At 32.7% G+C, this 15,406-nt stretch carries 18 protein-coding genes and 1 pseudogene; 11 read left to right on the forward strand and 8 right to left on the reverse strand.

The window, feature by feature from the left end:
- The 4 genes and pseudogenes from ACTCAF_RS09065 to ACTCAF_RS09080 all read left to right on the forward strand — a co-directional run.
- Positions 1–189: pseudogene (locus tag ACTCAF_RS09065) on the forward strand (hypothetical protein); the annotation flags it as partial.
- 1 nt (position 190) lies between these two features.
- Entirely contained in the window at positions 191–478 is a 288-nt protein-coding gene (locus tag ACTCAF_RS09070) for an HPr family phosphocarrier protein (protein ID WP_463062970.1), read from the forward strand.
- Positions 475–2,217 (forward strand): phosphoenolpyruvate--protein phosphotransferase, encoded by a 1,743-nt coding sequence (gene ptsP / locus ACTCAF_RS09075; protein ID WP_463062971.1) that lies wholly within the window; start codon positions 475–477, stop codon positions 2,215–2,217. The genes ACTCAF_RS09070 and ptsP overlap by 4 nt, the downstream gene beginning before the upstream one ends.
- Complete coding sequence (locus ACTCAF_RS09080; protein WP_463062972.1) at positions 2,218–3,462, forward strand: hypothetical protein; 1,245 nt, start codon at positions 2,218–2,220, stop codon at positions 3,460–3,462.
- 5 nt (positions 3,463–3,467) lie between these two features.
- Here the strand turns inward: ACTCAF_RS09080 and ACTCAF_RS09085 are convergent, their stop codons facing one another.
- From ACTCAF_RS09085 to gspG, 8 genes are read right to left on the reverse strand one after another with little or no spacing between them, the layout of a single operon-like run.
- Positions 3,468–4,166: a hypothetical protein gene (locus ACTCAF_RS09085; RefSeq protein WP_463062973.1), complete on the reverse strand. Its 699-nt coding sequence runs from the start codon at positions 4,164–4,166 to the stop codon at positions 3,468–3,470.
- Positions 4,163–4,630, reverse strand: coding sequence for a hypothetical protein (locus ACTCAF_RS09090; RefSeq protein ID WP_463062974.1), 468 nt, complete (start codon positions 4,628–4,630; stop codon positions 4,163–4,165). The genes ACTCAF_RS09085 and ACTCAF_RS09090 overlap by 4 nt, the downstream gene beginning before the upstream one ends.
- On the reverse strand, positions 4,617–5,585 hold the full coding sequence (locus tag ACTCAF_RS09095; protein ID WP_463062975.1) for a hypothetical protein: 969 nt from the start codon (positions 5,583–5,585) through the stop codon (positions 4,617–4,619). Before ACTCAF_RS09095 ends, ACTCAF_RS09090 begins: the two co-directional genes overlap by 14 nt.
- Positions 5,569–6,477 (reverse strand): type II secretion system minor pseudopilin, encoded by a 909-nt coding sequence (locus ACTCAF_RS09100; protein WP_463062976.1) that lies wholly within the window; start codon positions 6,475–6,477, stop codon positions 5,569–5,571. Before ACTCAF_RS09100 ends, ACTCAF_RS09095 begins: the two co-directional genes overlap by 17 nt.
- Positions 6,474–6,983 (reverse strand): PulJ/GspJ family protein, encoded by a 510-nt coding sequence (locus ACTCAF_RS09105; RefSeq protein ID WP_463062977.1) that lies wholly within the window; start codon positions 6,981–6,983, stop codon positions 6,474–6,476. Before ACTCAF_RS09105 ends, ACTCAF_RS09100 begins: the two co-directional genes overlap by 4 nt.
- Entirely contained in the window at positions 6,980–7,306 is a 327-nt protein-coding gene (locus ACTCAF_RS09110; RefSeq protein ID WP_463062978.1) for a type IV pilus modification PilV family protein, read from the reverse strand. Before ACTCAF_RS09110 ends, ACTCAF_RS09105 begins: the two co-directional genes overlap by 4 nt.
- Positions 7,299–7,712: a prepilin-type N-terminal cleavage/methylation domain-containing protein gene (locus tag ACTCAF_RS09115; RefSeq protein WP_463062979.1), complete on the reverse strand. Its 414-nt coding sequence runs from the start codon at positions 7,710–7,712 to the stop codon at positions 7,299–7,301. Before ACTCAF_RS09115 ends, ACTCAF_RS09110 begins: the two co-directional genes overlap by 8 nt.
- Positions 7,713–7,723: 11 nt before the next feature.
- The gene (gene gspG / locus ACTCAF_RS09120; RefSeq protein ID WP_463062980.1) at positions 7,724–8,155 is read right to left on the reverse strand and encodes a type II secretion system major pseudopilin GspG; all 432 of its coding nucleotides are present in this window, start codon (positions 8,153–8,155) and stop codon (positions 7,724–7,726) included.
- Between the two features lie 150 nt (positions 8,156–8,305).
- Here gspG and ACTCAF_RS09125 point away from each other — a divergent pair, with 150 nt between their 5' ends.
- The 7 genes from ACTCAF_RS09125 to ACTCAF_RS09155 form a co-directional block, all read left to right on the forward strand.
- Positions 8,306–9,148, forward strand: coding sequence for a hypothetical protein (locus ACTCAF_RS09125; RefSeq protein ID WP_463062981.1), 843 nt, complete (start codon positions 8,306–8,308; stop codon positions 9,146–9,148).
- Between the two features lie 21 nt (positions 9,149–9,169).
- Positions 9,170–11,011 (forward strand): type II secretion system secretin GspD, encoded by a 1,842-nt coding sequence (gene gspD, locus ACTCAF_RS09130; protein ID WP_463062982.1) that lies wholly within the window; start codon positions 9,170–9,172, stop codon positions 11,009–11,011.
- Between the two features lies 1 nt (position 11,012).
- A complete protein-coding gene (locus ACTCAF_RS09135) occupies positions 11,013–12,479 on the forward strand; it encodes a GspE/PulE family protein (RefSeq protein WP_463062983.1) in 1,467 nt (488 codons plus the stop codon).
- A 5-nt stretch (positions 12,480–12,484) separates the two neighbouring features.
- Positions 12,485–13,681 (forward strand): type II secretion system F family protein, encoded by a 1,197-nt coding sequence (locus ACTCAF_RS09140; protein ID WP_463062984.1) that lies wholly within the window; start codon positions 12,485–12,487, stop codon positions 13,679–13,681.
- Between the two features lie 20 nt (positions 13,682–13,701).
- The gene (locus tag ACTCAF_RS09145) at positions 13,702–14,382 is read left to right on the forward strand and encodes a DUF2231 domain-containing protein (RefSeq protein WP_463062985.1); all 681 of its coding nucleotides are present in this window, start codon (positions 13,702–13,704) and stop codon (positions 14,380–14,382) included.
- 10 nt (positions 14,383–14,392) lie between these two features.
- Positions 14,393–14,638: a ferritin family protein gene (locus tag ACTCAF_RS09150; RefSeq protein ID WP_463062986.1), complete on the forward strand. Its 246-nt coding sequence runs from the start codon at positions 14,393–14,395 to the stop codon at positions 14,636–14,638.
- A gap of 123 nt (positions 14,639–14,761) precedes the next feature.
- A partial coding sequence (locus ACTCAF_RS09155) for a 3'-5' exonuclease (RefSeq protein ID WP_463062987.1) occupies positions 14,762–15,406 on the forward strand: 645 nt, incomplete at its 3' end.

The raw sequence follows: 15,406 nt of genomic DNA on the forward strand, positions 1-15,406 counted from the left end.
GTATTTTGTTTTGGAATTTTGCTTTCTATGCTTATAAAGACAAATATTGGTTTTCAAATAGACTTGTTGGTAATTGTAAGTTTTTTTGTAGCTTTGGGATTTTTGTTTGCCAAAAGACTTGATGTGACTTTGGGTCTGATAATAGCTTTGATACTTTTGCTCTTAATTGTTTATGTAAGAGGTGCTTGATATGATGAATTCAGTTGATACTAAAACATTACAGGTACAAATAGTCAATGAGCTTGGACTTCACGCACGAGCTGCTGCAAGTTTTGTGAGAGTTGCAAGTCAATATAATTGTGATATTAAGGTTGAAAAAGATGGTGTGCAGGTGAATGGAAAAAGTATAATGGGCGTTATGATGCTTGCGGCACCAAAGGGTTCTTTTATCACTATTTATGCAAGCGGAGAATCGGCTGACAATGCCCTTGCGGCGCTTAAAAACCTTGTAGATAACAAATTTGGTGAAGAAAGATGATAACGTTAAACGGTATAAAAGTATCGGAAGGGGTGGTAATTGGCAGAGCCTATGTTTTTGACAAGCGGACTGTAAATATAAAGAAAAGAAATATTTTGCCCAACGATGTTGAATATGAAATAACAAAATTAAGAAATGCAGTCAATGAGACTGAAAAATATATGATTGCTGTCAAAGAGATGTCAGAACAAGATTTTTCAAGCTCACACCAATTTATTTTTGATGTATATTTAATGCTTTTAAAGGATGAAATGCTTATCGGGGAGACAGAAAAATTTATCAGAGAAAATCTTGTAAATGCTGAATACGCTTTAAGTGTTGTCTCAGGCAATCTGGTTAAATTATTTGGAAGATCAAAAGATGAATATTTAAAAGAAAGAAAGAATGACATAAAGCACATAGCAAAAAAACTGCTCAACTTTATGATTGATAAGGGTTATGAATATTCTTGCGATTTGAAAAGAGATTTGATTGTTGTTGCACACGATTTGTCCCCTTACGAAGCTGCACATCTATACAAGCAAAATGTCAAGGGTTTTGCACTTGATAAGGGGAGCAAAGTGTCCCATACATCAATAATTTTGAGGGCTCTTGGTGTGCCTGCAGTTGTTGGAATAGAAAATGCAACTTACAGCATTACGGATGGAGATACAGTTATAATCGATGGTATTAATGGCAAGGTAATTGTGGAGCCTGATGAAGATACTCTTACTGAATACAAAAAGAAAGAAAAACAATATCTTAAATTTGTAAGTGAGCTAAATAAACTTAAAGAAAATGAAGTTTATACAAGTGACGGTGCACATATAAACCTTTTTGCAAATGTGGAAATAAATGATGAAATTGCTGTTGCAAATGAATATAATTCGTGTGGAATTGGTCTTTACAGAACAGAGTTTTTTTATCTTGAAAAAGGTGATGTGCCTGAAGATGAGCAGTTTGAGATTTTGAAAGAAGCTATTAGCTTAAATAATGGTAAACCGCTCGTAGTAAGGACATTTGATCTGGGTGGTGAAAAGCTTTCCAACTTGCTTCCACATCCTGATGAGAGCAATCCCGCGATGGGTCTGAGGGCAATAAGATATTCTTTGAGATTCAGGGATTTTTTTAAAAAGCAAATAAGGGCTATTTTAAGAGCATCTGCATTCGGGGATATAAGAATAATGTTTCCTATGATTTCAGGTATCGAAGAGATAGACAAGGCAAAAATGCTCATTAATGAATGTAAATCTGAGCTTAAAGAAGCGGGAAAAGAATTTAATGAGAATATTAAAATTGGCATAATGGTTGAATTACCTTCCATTGCACTTATTTGTGATCTGGCAGCTCAGGAAGTTGACTTTTTTAGTGTCGGGACAAATGATTTGATTCAGTATACCCTTGGTATCGACAGAAATAATGAATATGTTGCTTACCTTTACAGACCTTCACACCCTGCTGTTTTAAGTCTTCTTAAAAGTATAATAGATAGTGCAAATAAATTTAGTATTGATGCAACAGTATGCGGGGAGATGGCTGGTGATCCTATTTATATTCCAATATTAATTGGACTGGGGTATAAAAATTTAAGTATGAGCCCGTCACAGCTACTGAAAGCTAAGCTATTAATAAGTCAAATAAATACTGAAGAGTGCAAAAAACTGGTTGAGGAAATGGCTGTTTGCAAATATGCAAGGGTCGCTGAAGAGAAACTTGCAGATTTTGTAAAAAAATTTGCCGGGAACATGCTCTTTAATTAAATGACTGATATTATGAAATGGTCATTGCTTTTGTTGTTAATCCTGACAGTAAGTTGTACTTATAAACCTGATTTTGTTGAAGATGTATCTAAAACGCCAAGATTACTTGATATTGTAAATAAAGATAACATTGAGATTGATTCTCCAGATAATTTTAAAAAAGAATTTCCAAAAAGTAAACTAATGCTTGATTATATAGTTCATTTCAAAAGAGCTCCTTATAAAAAGATAATATCTGAAGAGGTAAAAGATTTTGACTATAACAATGGACTTCTGACAGTTTTAAAGCCTGACAAAATATTGACAAATCTTTCCGGCTGCAGAGAGATATTGGTAAATAATCAATTTGAGAACATACATTTGAAAGGAAATTTGCTTTCGGTAGAAAATAATAATTTATATGAGATTTATGATGTTTATAAATGTGGCAAAATATTTTCAATTAAAAAAGGTCAGGATAATTTGATTTTTGATGGTGATAAGATTTTACGCTATGAAAACAGATATTTTGAGGTTTTAAACCTTGATAAGTCCATTCGACTTTCAGGCAATCTCTTTAAGAAAATTGTTAATGCACATATTTATTCTGGCAAGCTTTATCTGATTGATGCAGAAAATAATTTAGTGATAGTTGATGTTGAGTCCAGGAAAATGTTCCCTCCGACAAAAGTTCTTGCGGAGCAAATTCTTTTTGATGACGACATAATGTATCTGTTAGAAGAGAAAAAGCTGACCAGGATTAATATTGATAATATGAGTATGGTAGGTGAGATATCTAAAAGTGGTTATATAGTAACAGAAAATAAAGTTATACTTTTTGATAATAATACTTCTGAATTTCTCAATAATGAATATAAGTTAAGAAAAATCGTACATAATAAGGAATCCTATTTTATTCTGTCAAACGATATATTGTATATTTATGAGCCCTCAAGAGAAATTTACTATAAAGAGATTATACTGAAAAAATTTGATCCACAGGGGTGTAAATACGGCAAAATATACAGGTTTACTGATATTAACCAGGAAACAAGGTTTATAGATTTTGAAAAATATTCACTCATAAATATGTCGGATAATTTTACCTGCGAAGATGTGTTAGATTTTAGAAATGGAGTATTTTATCATAAGAATAAAACAGCGGCCTTTAAGATAGCCGATATCGTCAACAGTAGTGACAATTACATTATGCTGGAAAGGAAAATAGATGACAATAATACATATTTTTATTTTGAAATTAAGTAAACAGTTTAAAATCTTACATTCGGTTTTGAAATTGTACCCGTTATTCTCGGTTTCAGTTTCAAATTATCTTTGCCAATTTCTGCTATCAGATTAAGTCTGCTAAAAAGTAAGTTGTTGATATTTAATAAAATAGAACCTTTTACAACAAATGGTGGATTAGATTTGGATTCTACTGTTTCAATTTGAAGATTATTATTTTTTAGCTCAAACTTTAATACATAATTTTCTGCGCTGAAGTTTTTATTCATGGCTGAAGCCGACAAATCTTTCAGCTTTAATTGGCCAGTAAGATTTAAATCTTTAATATTAAAAACACCATCAACATTAAGACTGCCACTATTAACAACGTAGCCTTTATCGAGGAATGAATTTAGCTTTGACGCGTCCCCTTCAGCAGAAAAAGTAATTTTATTTTTTGTTGCACTCCCAAGCAGTTTGATGCCCGAAATCTCACCATAAAAATCAATTTTTTGCATTATCAGATTTGCCAGGCTGTGCTTGATTGTCATATCCCCTATTTTGTAGCCGTATATGTTAATGTTTCTAATTGTGGATTTGTTAAAGTTTCCCAATATTTCAGAATATGTTACCTGCCTTGCATAGTTGTCAATCACATACGATAAAACTGTTTGATAAGGGAAAAAAATAATCAGTGACAAAACAAACAATAGCAAAAAGTATATTAAAGTCAGAATTTTTTTCATTTTGTTTTCACTATTTCCAGAATTAAATCTGCATATTCTTCGTTATCAAATCGTCTTGACTGTGACAACTGTGTTATCTTGGTGTTGGAATATTTATCAATTTCCCCTATTACACTTATTATCTGATTCAGGTTCATATTTTCAAGCCTCAATATTACAGATTCAAAAGAGGTTGAAGTGTTTTGAGGTTTTAATGAAGCCATTTTATCCGCCAGGTTAAGCCTTGAGAGTGTATCCTGTATAAATACCATAAGGCTTTCTTCGAGTATATAAGATTTAATATTTGTTTGCTGGAAAAGTGAGTAAACTTTTGAGTATTTTTCTGTCAGTACACTGATTTCAGACTTTTTTTCATTGTATTTGTTGTCAAAATATAGTTTTGACCAATACAATATCGTAAAAGATATTCCAATAAATATAAGTAGCTGGTAAACTTTATTTTTGTCAAATTCAATTTTTTTCATTTGACACCTTTAAACTATACTGAAGAAAGTCTTTGTCTATTTTTGTATTCAGTATTTCTACCACGCTGTAGTACCTGGATAAATTGTTTTTTATTACATCAAGCGATTTAAAATCGGATGTTTTGCCTGATATTTTAAAACTGTTGTCGTTAAAGTTTAGGGTGTCAATTGTATCAGTGTTTGCAAATGATTGGGAAATGTAATAGTAGTTATCAAGAATATATAGTGATTTGGGTAAATTTCTCTGAGCCTTAAACAATAGTTTTCCGTAAGGGTCGACTTTGTCATTTATTCCGGCTTTTTTATAAATTTCATTTATTTTTGAGTTAAGGTAGGCCACTTTATTGTCAAGACTTTTTGTTTTTAAAATGTTTCCTGCGACAAATATTATCAAAGCTATCAGGTAGATTATTGATGGTATAACGAAATGTTTATAATCTGCTTTTTTGTCGTCTTTGAAAATATTATAGCTTAAGTCAGAAAAGTTGTAATCGTTCAGCTTGCTTGTTTTGCCTGATTTGTTAGGTATATAAACTATATCTTCGCTAATTTTTATTTCAACGTTTTTATAGAAAATTGAAGTCTTTTCCCCTTTAATATAAAGCTCAATAGCAGGGGTTGAGACTTTTTTTGCTTTTTGAAGGATAACACTGTTAAAATTTAAAAATTTTTCAGAAGGGATTGCAGCTATTAGTTTATTATTTTTAACAAGATATATTTTTTCAAGAAATTCTTCAGGATAACTTCCGCTAAGATAATTTTTTATAATTAGTTTTAATTTTGATGTTTTTGGAAGAGAATCATTAATTGTTTCATAGAAAAAGTATTCATCGTGCAAAAGTAAACAGAAAGGCTGGTCGGATAAAATTTTATTCGCATCTGTTTTTTCCCCGTTGATGTCGTAGAAGTTTCCGGTGATATCAACAAAATAAATTTTTTCAGAAATAGTTTTCATTTAACCCTTTAAAAAAAATTAAAATTCCTTCTTTTTTGTTAATCAATGAATGATAGTAAAACAAATTGTCGGATATTTCAATATTAATTCTTAAATAATAGTTATCTGACTTTACCGTTATATACTGAATAATAGCCTGGTATATGTCGTTGGGGATATTTGATGCTTTTCTTATTTCCGATATATCGTTAAATACTTTGCTTTCCCTGTATTTTATAATATCTTCAACATAAGGTGTTAGCTCCGGTATATAATAATTAAGGACATCTTTGGATGCAAAGTTGATGTTTATTTTTGTTTCACCAGTATCAGAAGTGAAAATATTTTTTAGTACATTATAAGAGCCATTGTCGACGATTAGGGAGGATTCATAAAAAGTTTCAAGGGGTTTGTTTTTTATGTTGAGTTTTCGTCCATAATATTCTATTTGCTCATTTTCCATCCCAAATGGCATATTTTCTGTATCATTGTCTATATAGTCAGCTAATTTATGAAGACTGGCAAGATTAATATTGTAATCAGCAACTATCTTTTCAAAACTTGAAATTATTCTTTTGCTCACATCGCTTGTGCTGTTGTAAAGATTGTTAATATTTATTTTACCATTAAGTGGTGTTACAGAAACATTTATAAAAATGTTGTCCTGGTTATATGAAAAAGGTGTAGCCCATATATCGTCCTGACTATCTGATTTGTTATTGTCATCTTTTAATATTTCAGCTACAGATGAGGCAGCTGTAGCTGCAACTATATTTGCCTGAAGTGTATTTTTGATGTTTGCCACTTTGGCGTAGCTTTCAGTATTTTTTTCGCTTAAGTATACGGATAATGCAAGTGAGGCGGTTAACAGTATCAGGACAATGAGAAGGACAGACCCCTTTTTGGTTTTCATCTGTTCAGATTACCTGCCACAATTTCGATATCGTCATTTTCGGTTACTACCTTGAATTTTAAAATACCTATTTTGTCAAATTCTTCTACGTATCTGTCATTATCAAATGCCAGAACATCGAAGTTTTTAACATTTTCAGCAAGTTTAAATTTTTCATACAGGCCTGTTTCTTCATTTTCCTCGATTCTATACAATATATTCTTTTCATATAAATATGTTACTTTTATGCTTATCATTTTATTGAGCACGAGAGTGTTCAAGGTTGAGAATGAAACTGTAGTGTTGCCAAATGAAGAACTTTTTAAGATGTTGTTATCTGTTACGGAAGTTATGTCGTCAGTTATCAATCTTGTCAGGTTATATTTCATATTAATCTTTTCAGATTCCTGTTTGGAACTGGCAGAATAATTAATTGTGGAGTTAAGTATGTTGTACACTGATACTATAACAAGTATTGAAATAAGAAATGCAATTAAAAGCTCTAATAAAGTAAACCCTTTTTTCATTTTTTTATAAAATAAATAAAATTTATCTCCTCATCAGTGTTGGATGATTTCAATAAACGCTGCTCCAATATATTGTAGATGTTGGCTTCAATGTTATCCGTTATATTGATATTCTGGGAGATTTTAGAAATATAATAGCTATTTGGGGATTTGTTTTTTATAAGCAAATATTCGTATGTTTGGTTGATTAACTGTAGTCTGTTTTTGGCACTTAACAGGGTTGAAAAGGAAAAGTTTATGAGATGATATATTCCCATTAGTGAAATTGCAGTAACAGAAAGTGCAATAAGTACTTCCAGAAGAGTAAACCCTTGCTTATTCAATGATTTCTACCCTCATATTTAATGAATCTGAAATAATTTTCATATCTTTGGACGTAACAATTTCAAAACTGTCGATGGCCCTGTCCGGATAAACTCCTAAATAAAACTCAAGTCCATTTTGATTGTTATCATTTATTTTCACTATATTAAAATTACCGGCATCTTCTATTTCGAAAGTATCGTTGTCAATTTTTAAAATGTTCGAACCTTTTAGCCCCTTTATAAAAACAGCTCTCTGCCTTGTGGCAGAGAGCTTGAAGGCTGAATTGATTACATTTTCAAATTGTTTTTTAACCGGATTATTTTCGGAATAATTTTCGACCACTTTAGGTACAATAAACATCATTGATATACCAAAAATGGCAATAACAACAAGAAGTTCTACAAATGTAAATCCTTTGTTCAAAAAATTTCCACCTAATTTATTTCATAGCTTTTAATATCAGCATCATTGTCCTGCCCACCCTCTTTACCGTCAGCTCCGAGTGAAATAATTTCGTAGTCTCTTTCGTTTTCGCCGGGAGACCTATAAATATAATTGTTTCCCCAGGGGTCTTTTGGTAAAGAATTTGTATCAAGATATCCACCTTTTTTCCAGTTTTTTGGGATTGGTTCCGTTTCAGGTTTTGTGATAAGTGCTTGAAGTCCCTGTTCGGTTGTCGGGTATATACCGTTGTCAAGTTTATACAGTTTTAATGCTGATTCTATGGTTTTAATGTCACTTTTTGCTTTGGTAATCCTTGCTTCATCTGGTCTGTTAATAATTTTTGGCAATAAAAATGTTGCAAGTAGTCCCAGAATTACAATTACTACCATGAGCTCAATAAGGGAAAAACCTTTTTTTACCATTATTCTATTCCTCCTCATCAGTTTAATGTTCCAAAAATCTTAACACATTTTTTTTTGATGTAAACAATATTCTAACTTTTATTTGAAAAATTCTTTTTATTGTGATAACAATACAAAATAAATTAAAGGTTTTTTTATTAAGGGATGTTGATGAATATAAAATTTATTCTTGTAACTTTTTCGTTGTCAATTTTGTGTATAACTTCTGCTTTTTCAATTTCCAGGTTTATCGAATATAAATATCAAAGTCCCGTAGTTAACTTGCCGATTGAAAATACGGGAATGGTAAATGATAAAAATAAAAGATTCTCCAATGAAGACATACTCAAGAGCAACCCCTTCAAATTAAAAGTAGAAGAAAATAAGCCAGCTCAAGAGTCAGTACAGGATATAAAAAGTGAAACAAATATCACTCTCCCTTCTGACAAATTATCAGCTCTTGGGTACGTTGATGATCAGGGACGTATTCTTGCACTTGTAAAACTAAATAACGACGTGAAAGTGTTTTCTTCTGAAAAAGAGGTTGAAGGGTATATAATTGACTATGTAGATAACAATACGATATTTGTAAGCAAAGGTGGTAAAGTTTATGAATTAAAACTTGAGAAAGATAACACTATAATAAGAAATTCTGTAAAAAAGCTGCCAACGCCTAATCCTTCTTCCAATAAAACTAACAATTACAAAATAAATAGACAGGAGATAGAAAAACAATTAAAAGATATAAACTCTTTAATACGTACCGTTTTTATTTCTCCTTATTACAATAACAATGAATTTATAGGTTACAGGATAAGCAGAATGACCAGGGATTCTATACTAAGAAAAATAGGTATAAATCCCGGGGATGTAATAGTAAGAATAAACGGTGATTCTGTTGAAAACCCCCAGAGAATGATGGAATTGTTGTCAAAGATTTCAGATGTTACAGCTGTCAGTATCGATATTCTGAGGAGAGGGCAGAAACAGTCGGTTTTTGTTGAAATACAGTAGATAAGACTTAGAGGTGTATAAATGAAGAAAATTTTATTGATAATAATGGTTTTTTTTAGTTTTTCAGTTATGGCTGAAGATATTGATGCACAGTTTAAAAATGTCAGTCTTAAAGATTTTTTATTATTTGTTTCGGAATTTACAGGGAAATCGGTTGTTTATGACGAAAATAGTATTTCAGGGAATATTACAATACAGAGCAATTCAAAATTATCTAAAGATAATCTTATCGAAATAATGCATTCTGTTCTTTCTGTAAACGGTTATTATGCCATTGACAAGGGAACATATTATCAGATTGTAAAAAAACAGGATATCAGGGAATATAATGAAGATTTTTATGATGGAAGTAAGAAGAGCGCTACAAATTTTGTAACGGCACTCATTACGTTTGACAATCTTGATCTGTCAAGGGTAGCCCAAAGTCTTGCCACTATAAAATCCAAATTTGGCAACTTTCAAATAGTAAAAGATGTTAATGCAGTGGTGGTAAGTGATGAAACAGAAAGAATAATAAAAATAAAAGATATATTAAGGACAATGGAAGAATATGCCAATGATTTTATTTTCAAGAGCTTCAGTATAAAAAATTCTACAGCATCAGCAATAGACAACAAATTGAAGGAATTTTTTAAACAATTTGCCATACAAGGCATTCTTCCTTTTAACCCGGTAATAATATCAGACGACTATTCAAATACCCTTATTGTAGGTGCAAAGCCAAAAGACATTGAGAAGGCTGAATATCTTATTGATAAGCTTGATAGCAACACAGATGTATCAGCGGTCAAGCCACAAGTGTATAGGATAAAAAACGTTGCTGCAGAAGATGTGGAAAAGATTTTGAATAAGCTTCTTGCGACATCTGTTGATCCCAAAAAACAGGCGCCAATAAGCTCCAAGGTTGCCTCTGACAAGTCGACTAACTCAATTATTGCTCTTGGTGATAAAGAGTTATATGATAATATAGCTTCTTTAATAGAAAAACTGGATGTGCCACGTAAGCAGGTTTATATAGAGGCATTGATTCTTGAAACATCAATAGAAAACGGTGCAAACTTTGGCGTTGAGTGGCTTGCTGGTGGAGGGAATTCAAATATGGCAGGCAGTGCAGGATTTTTGAATAACGGTAGTTTGACAAATTTTCAGGCTCCGGTTTTGGATGGCAATTCTCCAAACTTTGCTGCACTACCCGGAGGATTTACGGCAAGTATTCTCGGAAATATTATAACTTACGAAGGGGTTAAATTTCCAACCCTTTCCGCACTTGTTAATTTTGTTAAAACTGACAGTGCTATCAACATAATATCAAATCCACAGATTTTGACACTTGATAATGAAGAGGCTGAAGTTTTCGTTGGTGAAAATAGGCCGTATCTTACCAGTACAAAGTTTGACACTAACAATAACCCCATACAATCCTATGATTACAGGGATGTAGGTATAAGATTGAAAGTTACCCCTCATATTTCTGACAACAACACTCTGACGCTGAAAATAGACCAGGAAGTTAAAAAGGTGATTGCAAATGCCACTTCTACTGATCTTACTGCTCCCATTACTTTGACCAGACAGACCAGGACAAATGTGGAACTGATAAATGGTTATACAATGGTGATAAGTGGCCTTATCGGAGACGATACATCTGTTTCAAATTCTGAAGTACCAGGCCTGTCGAAGATTCCTCTTCTTGGCTGGCTTTTCAAGTCAAGGAATAAGAGTAATTCAAAGACAAACATGATGGTATTTATCTCTGCCCAGATAATAAACACAAGAGAGGATCTTGAGTTGATAAACTCTGAAAAAAGACAGTACATGCAGATGATGAACAAAAATCACCAGATGCAGTTAAACGGAAAGTGAAATGGAAAATGTACAGGCTGATTTGAAAAAAATTGTATTCGAAAATTATCAGAAATTTCCGGATAAGACAAACTTTGTGCCGTTTTTTGAAAAGGATAAACCTGTAATTTATTTTGCTGACAATGATGGTTTCAAAAAAGCGCTTTTTTTTGTGAAAATGGTTGGCATAGAAGCAGAAATTGAGGAGACTGATAGAAAAAAAATACTTGAGATTCTGGAAGCTGTTTCAGGAGATATGAACATTGATGTTGATACTGAAAGGATGGATGAGAGTGAGTCTGTTGAGGACATTCTTTCTGCCACATATCAGGATGCGCCTATAATTAGCCTTGTTAATCAGATAATTGTAAATGCAGTAAAATCGGATGCAAGTGATATTCATTTTGAAAATCTTGATGATTTTTTTATTGTCAGATACAGAATAGACGGCAGTCTAAGAACGGTCAGAAAATTCAAAAAGGGGATACACTCCCAAATCATTGCAAGATTAAAAGTTATGGCGATGCTTGATGTTTCTGAAACCAGAAAACCACAGGACGGCAGAATCAATATTAAGGTTGGTAACCGTGAGGTGGATATGAGGGTCTCTACGGTACCTTCCACAAAAGGTGAAAAAGTTGTATTAAGAGTGCTGGAAAAGACAAAAGGATTGATAAGACTTGATAATCTTGGTTTGCCAGTAGGGTTTGCTGATAAATATAAAAGTTATATCAAAAAACCCAATGGTATAATTCTTGTAACAGGACCTACCGGAAGTGGTAAGACTACAACACTTTATGCATCATTATTGGAGCTTGACAGAGAGGTTAAAAATATCGTCACTATTGAAGACCCTGTTGAATACCAGATAGAAAAGATTACACAGGTACAGGTTAATCCGGTTGTAAATCTTACATTTGCTTCAGCAATTAAATCTTTCTTAAGGCAGGATCCTGATGTTATTCTTGTAGGTGAAATAAGGGATGAAGAGACTGCCAAAGCAGCTGTGCAGGCATCCCTTACCGGTCATCTTGTATTGTCCACATTGCATACGAATGATGCTCCAACTGCTATCGCAAGGCTTATAGATATGGGGGTAGAGCCGTTTCTTGTGGCCTCATCTCTTATGCTGGTTGCTGGCCAAAGACTTGTAAGAAAAGTATGTGATAATTGCAAAACAGAGAAGATTATTGATGACTCTGAGAGGAAAATGTTTGGCAGTACAAATTTTGATATAGAAAAATACTTTATCGGAAATGGATGTGAAAAATGCATGTTCACAGGATATAAAGGCAGGGCAGCTATATTTGAATTTCTTGAAATTAATGACGAAATTAGAAAACTTATTACTTCAAAAAGCAGCTCAAAAGATATTGAAAAAGAAGCCAGAAAAATAGGATACAAGTCTCTTGTTGAGGAAGGTTTAAGACTTGTTAAAGAAGGGAAAACTACTTTACAGGAAGTTGTTTCGGTGACAATGGTTGAGTAAGGAATATGCCTGTATATACCTATATCGGAATAAAATCTGACGGTTCCAAAATAAGCGGGACATTGGAAGCTTCTTCAAAGAGCATTCTTATAAATATTTTAAAGGGACAGGGGGTTTTTCCGGAGGAGATATCTGAAGTATCCTCAAAGAAGAAAAGTTTTAGTATTGCTCTTCCCTTTTTGTCAAAAAAAAATCTGCCAGATATTTTTTTCCAGCTATCCACTCTTTTAAAGAGCGGGGTTGTGTTGACTGAAGCTTTTAAAATAACAGGCAATCAATACTCTTCAAGATATTTGAAAAAGACATTGCTTGATATTTCATCAAAATTAAGTGGCGGGCAGAAGCTTTCCAGCGTGCTTGAGAATCACCGGAATCTTTTTAGTGAAACCCATATAAACATAATCAAAGCGAGCGAAAATATAGGAAGGCTTGCCGAGTCGCTTGAGAATATTGCAAAATATGAAGAGGATAGAAAGAAAAGCTTAGATAAAATAAAGATGGCAATGGTTTATCCCCTGATAGTGTTAAGCGTAGGCTTAGGTGTAGTTGGATTTTTGCTTGCTTATGTGGTTCCCAAAATGGAAAACATATTTGTTTCTGTAAACAGAAAATTACCATTGTCAACGGAGTTTCTTATCAATACCGGAAATTTTATCAAACATTACGGTTATTTATTGGTGATATTAATATTGGCAGTTTTTTTTACAGGAAGATTTGTTTTGAATAAAAATAAAAATTTAAGACTTAAAATTGATAACAAATTGTCAAATATCAAACTTGTAGAGAATCTTAATTTATACAGATTTTGTGAGACTATGGCATTTCTTCTAAAAGAGGGTGTTGTGTTGGTTTCTGCAATAGAGATTGCTTCAGATACCCTTAACAATATGTATTATAAGGACATTTTAAAAAGCGCTGCTTTAGATGTAAGGATGGGGAAATCTTTTTCTGAAAGTATTGCATCAAAAAAAGGTTTTTCTGAGATTGTTGCTGCAGCCATTAAAACCGGTGAAAAAACTGGCAACCTGCCAATGATTTTTGAAAGACTTTCCTCTTTTTATTTAAAAAGGATAGAAAAACTGACTTCAGTATTTCTATCGGTGGTTGAGCCTGTTTTTATACTGCTTCTTGGTCTTGTAGTTGGTTTTATAGTAATTTCTATTATGTCTCCTTTATTTGAATTAAATACTTTGATAAAATAGGATAAAAAACGGAGGGCTATGTGAAAAGGGATGAGATTAAACATTATAATGGCAAAGACGGTAAGCCCGCATATATAATCTACAAAGATAAAGTTTATGATGTGACAAACAGCAGGTTTTGGAAAAATGGTGTCCATATGAACAGACATAAAGCGGGCGAAGATATGACTGACTTTATTTCAATGGCACCCCATGGGGATGACTTGCTAAAAAGGGATAATATAAAATTTGTTTGCGACCTTGAGCCAGAAGTGGTCGAGGAAGACAAAAAAGACAAACTCAGAAGGCTTTATGCGAGATATCATCCGCATCCGGTTTTTATACATTATCCTATGGGTATATTGTACTTTGGAGCTTTTATGCTGCTTTTATACATTTTTACAAGGCAAAATAGTTTTGAACTTGCAGCTTTTTACTCCCTGATATGCGGTACACTTTCGATATTTCCTGCAATTTTATCGGGTATTTTGAGTTGGTGGCTCAATTATGAAATGACTATGACAAAAATATTTAGAAACAAACTGTTATTTTCAGCCATACTTAGTGTTTTTTGTATATTTATAAGCTTGCTTAGGCTTTTCAACCCCGAAATTGTTACTAATGAAAGTCTGTTTGCAATATACTGTCTTGTGTATTTCCTGTCAATTCCTGTACTGACTTTAATTGCCTACAATGGCGGTAAAATTACCTGGCCAAATTAGGGAGGAAAATATGGAAAATTTATCTAAAAAAGAAAAGATAAAAGCTCTTGAAGAGATGATACAGGTGGTTTTAATAAGGATTCCGAAAGAGATTGAGGCGATGAGATTTTATCTTTCTGCTGCTGAAAAGTCTGTTACTCAGGCATCAAAAGAGCTTTTTATTAATCTTGCACAACAGGAGAAAGGGCATGAGGCTGAGCTTAAAAGGATACTGGAGGATTTAAAACAGCAATTAGCAGAATTAAAGAAAAGTTAACCGTAAAATATTTGATATATTTTGAGCATAGATAATTTGAACGTTTGTGGTATAAAATCCAAAAATTTATTTTGATTTTTTTCTAAATAGTGTTATAAAACTGCGATGATTTGGAGCTGAGCAATGCTTAAAATATTTGGTCGCAGTTTTCTTAAAAAAAGAAAAAATAATGACCCTGTTGTTGAATATGTCATAAAAATATGTAATTCTTACAACAAAAAAGATTTTATGGGGATTGATTTGCATGATGCAGAGTTTGCTGTCGTAGATACAGAAACAACCGGTCTTGACATAAATACTGCAAAAATTATCAATATTGCCGCAGTTAAAATTAAAAACTTCAAGATTATTGATTACTACAATACTTTTATTAATCCCGGCAAGAAAATTGACCCTCAGTCGATAAAATGGCATGGTATTACTGACGAGATGGTGCATGATAAGCCGTATGTGGTGGAAGTGATTCCTGAGTTTTTAAAGTTTATTAAAAATTCGGTAATTGTAGGTCACCATATAAAGTTTGATATGGATATGATTTGTAAAGAATTGTTTGAAACATATGGATGCACTCTCAAGCAAAGGTGTCTTGATACTATGTTTATCTATACGAGGGGTGTTATAAAAAGAGATGACCATGTGAGCCTTGATTTTTTACTCGATTTATACAAAGTAAAATGTATTGGGCGGCATACCGCCCTTGGTGATGCGATGGCAACAGCCGAAGTTTTCAATAAAATGATTATGCATATTTCCGGTGAGTACAAGAAA

It is taken from the genome of Deferrivibrio sp. (assembly GCF_055117995.1).

Coding starts and splice junctions, on each gene's coding strand:
- ACTCAF_RS09095 (WP_463062975.1), bottom strand. CDS start 5,585: ATGAAAACTATTTCTGAAAAAATTTATTTTGTTGATATCACCGGAAAC.
- ptsP (WP_463062971.1), top strand. CDS start 475: ATGATAACGTTAAACGGTATAAAAGTATCGGAAGGGGTGGTAATTGGC.
- ACTCAF_RS09080 (WP_463062972.1), top strand. CDS start 2,218: ATGACTGATATTATGAAATGGTCATTGCTTTTGTTGTTAATCCTGACA.
- ACTCAF_RS09135 (WP_463062983.1), top strand. CDS start 11,013: ATGGAAAATGTACAGGCTGATTTGAAAAAAATTGTATTCGAAAATTAT.
- ACTCAF_RS09150 (WP_463062986.1), top strand. CDS start 14,393: ATGGAAAATTTATCTAAAAAAGAAAAGATAAAAGCTCTTGAAGAGATG.
- ACTCAF_RS09125 (WP_463062981.1), top strand. CDS start 8,306: ATGAATATAAAATTTATTCTTGTAACTTTTTCGTTGTCAATTTTGTGT.
- ACTCAF_RS09090 (WP_463062974.1), bottom strand. CDS start 4,630: ATGAAAAAAATTGAATTTGACAAAAATAAAGTTTACCAGCTACTTATA.
- ACTCAF_RS09105 (WP_463062977.1), bottom strand. CDS start 6,983: ATGAAAAAAGGGTTTACTTTATTAGAGCTTTTAATTGCATTTCTTATT.
- ACTCAF_RS09085 (WP_463062973.1), bottom strand. CDS start 4,166: ATGAAAAAAATTCTGACTTTAATATACTTTTTGCTATTGTTTGTTTTG.
- gspD (WP_463062982.1), top strand. CDS start 9,170: ATGAAGAAAATTTTATTGATAATAATGGTTTTTTTTAGTTTTTCAGTT.
- ACTCAF_RS09140 (WP_463062984.1), top strand. CDS start 12,485: ATGCCTGTATATACCTATATCGGAATAAAATCTGACGGTTCCAAAATA.
- ACTCAF_RS09070 (WP_463062970.1), top strand. CDS start 191: ATGATGAATTCAGTTGATACTAAAACATTACAGGTACAAATAGTCAAT.
- ACTCAF_RS09100 (WP_463062976.1), bottom strand. CDS start 6,477: ATGAAAACCAAAAAGGGGTCTGTCCTTCTCATTGTCCTGATACTGTTA.
- gspG (WP_463062980.1), bottom strand. CDS start 8,155: ATGGTAAAAAAAGGTTTTTCCCTTATTGAGCTCATGGTAGTAATTGTA.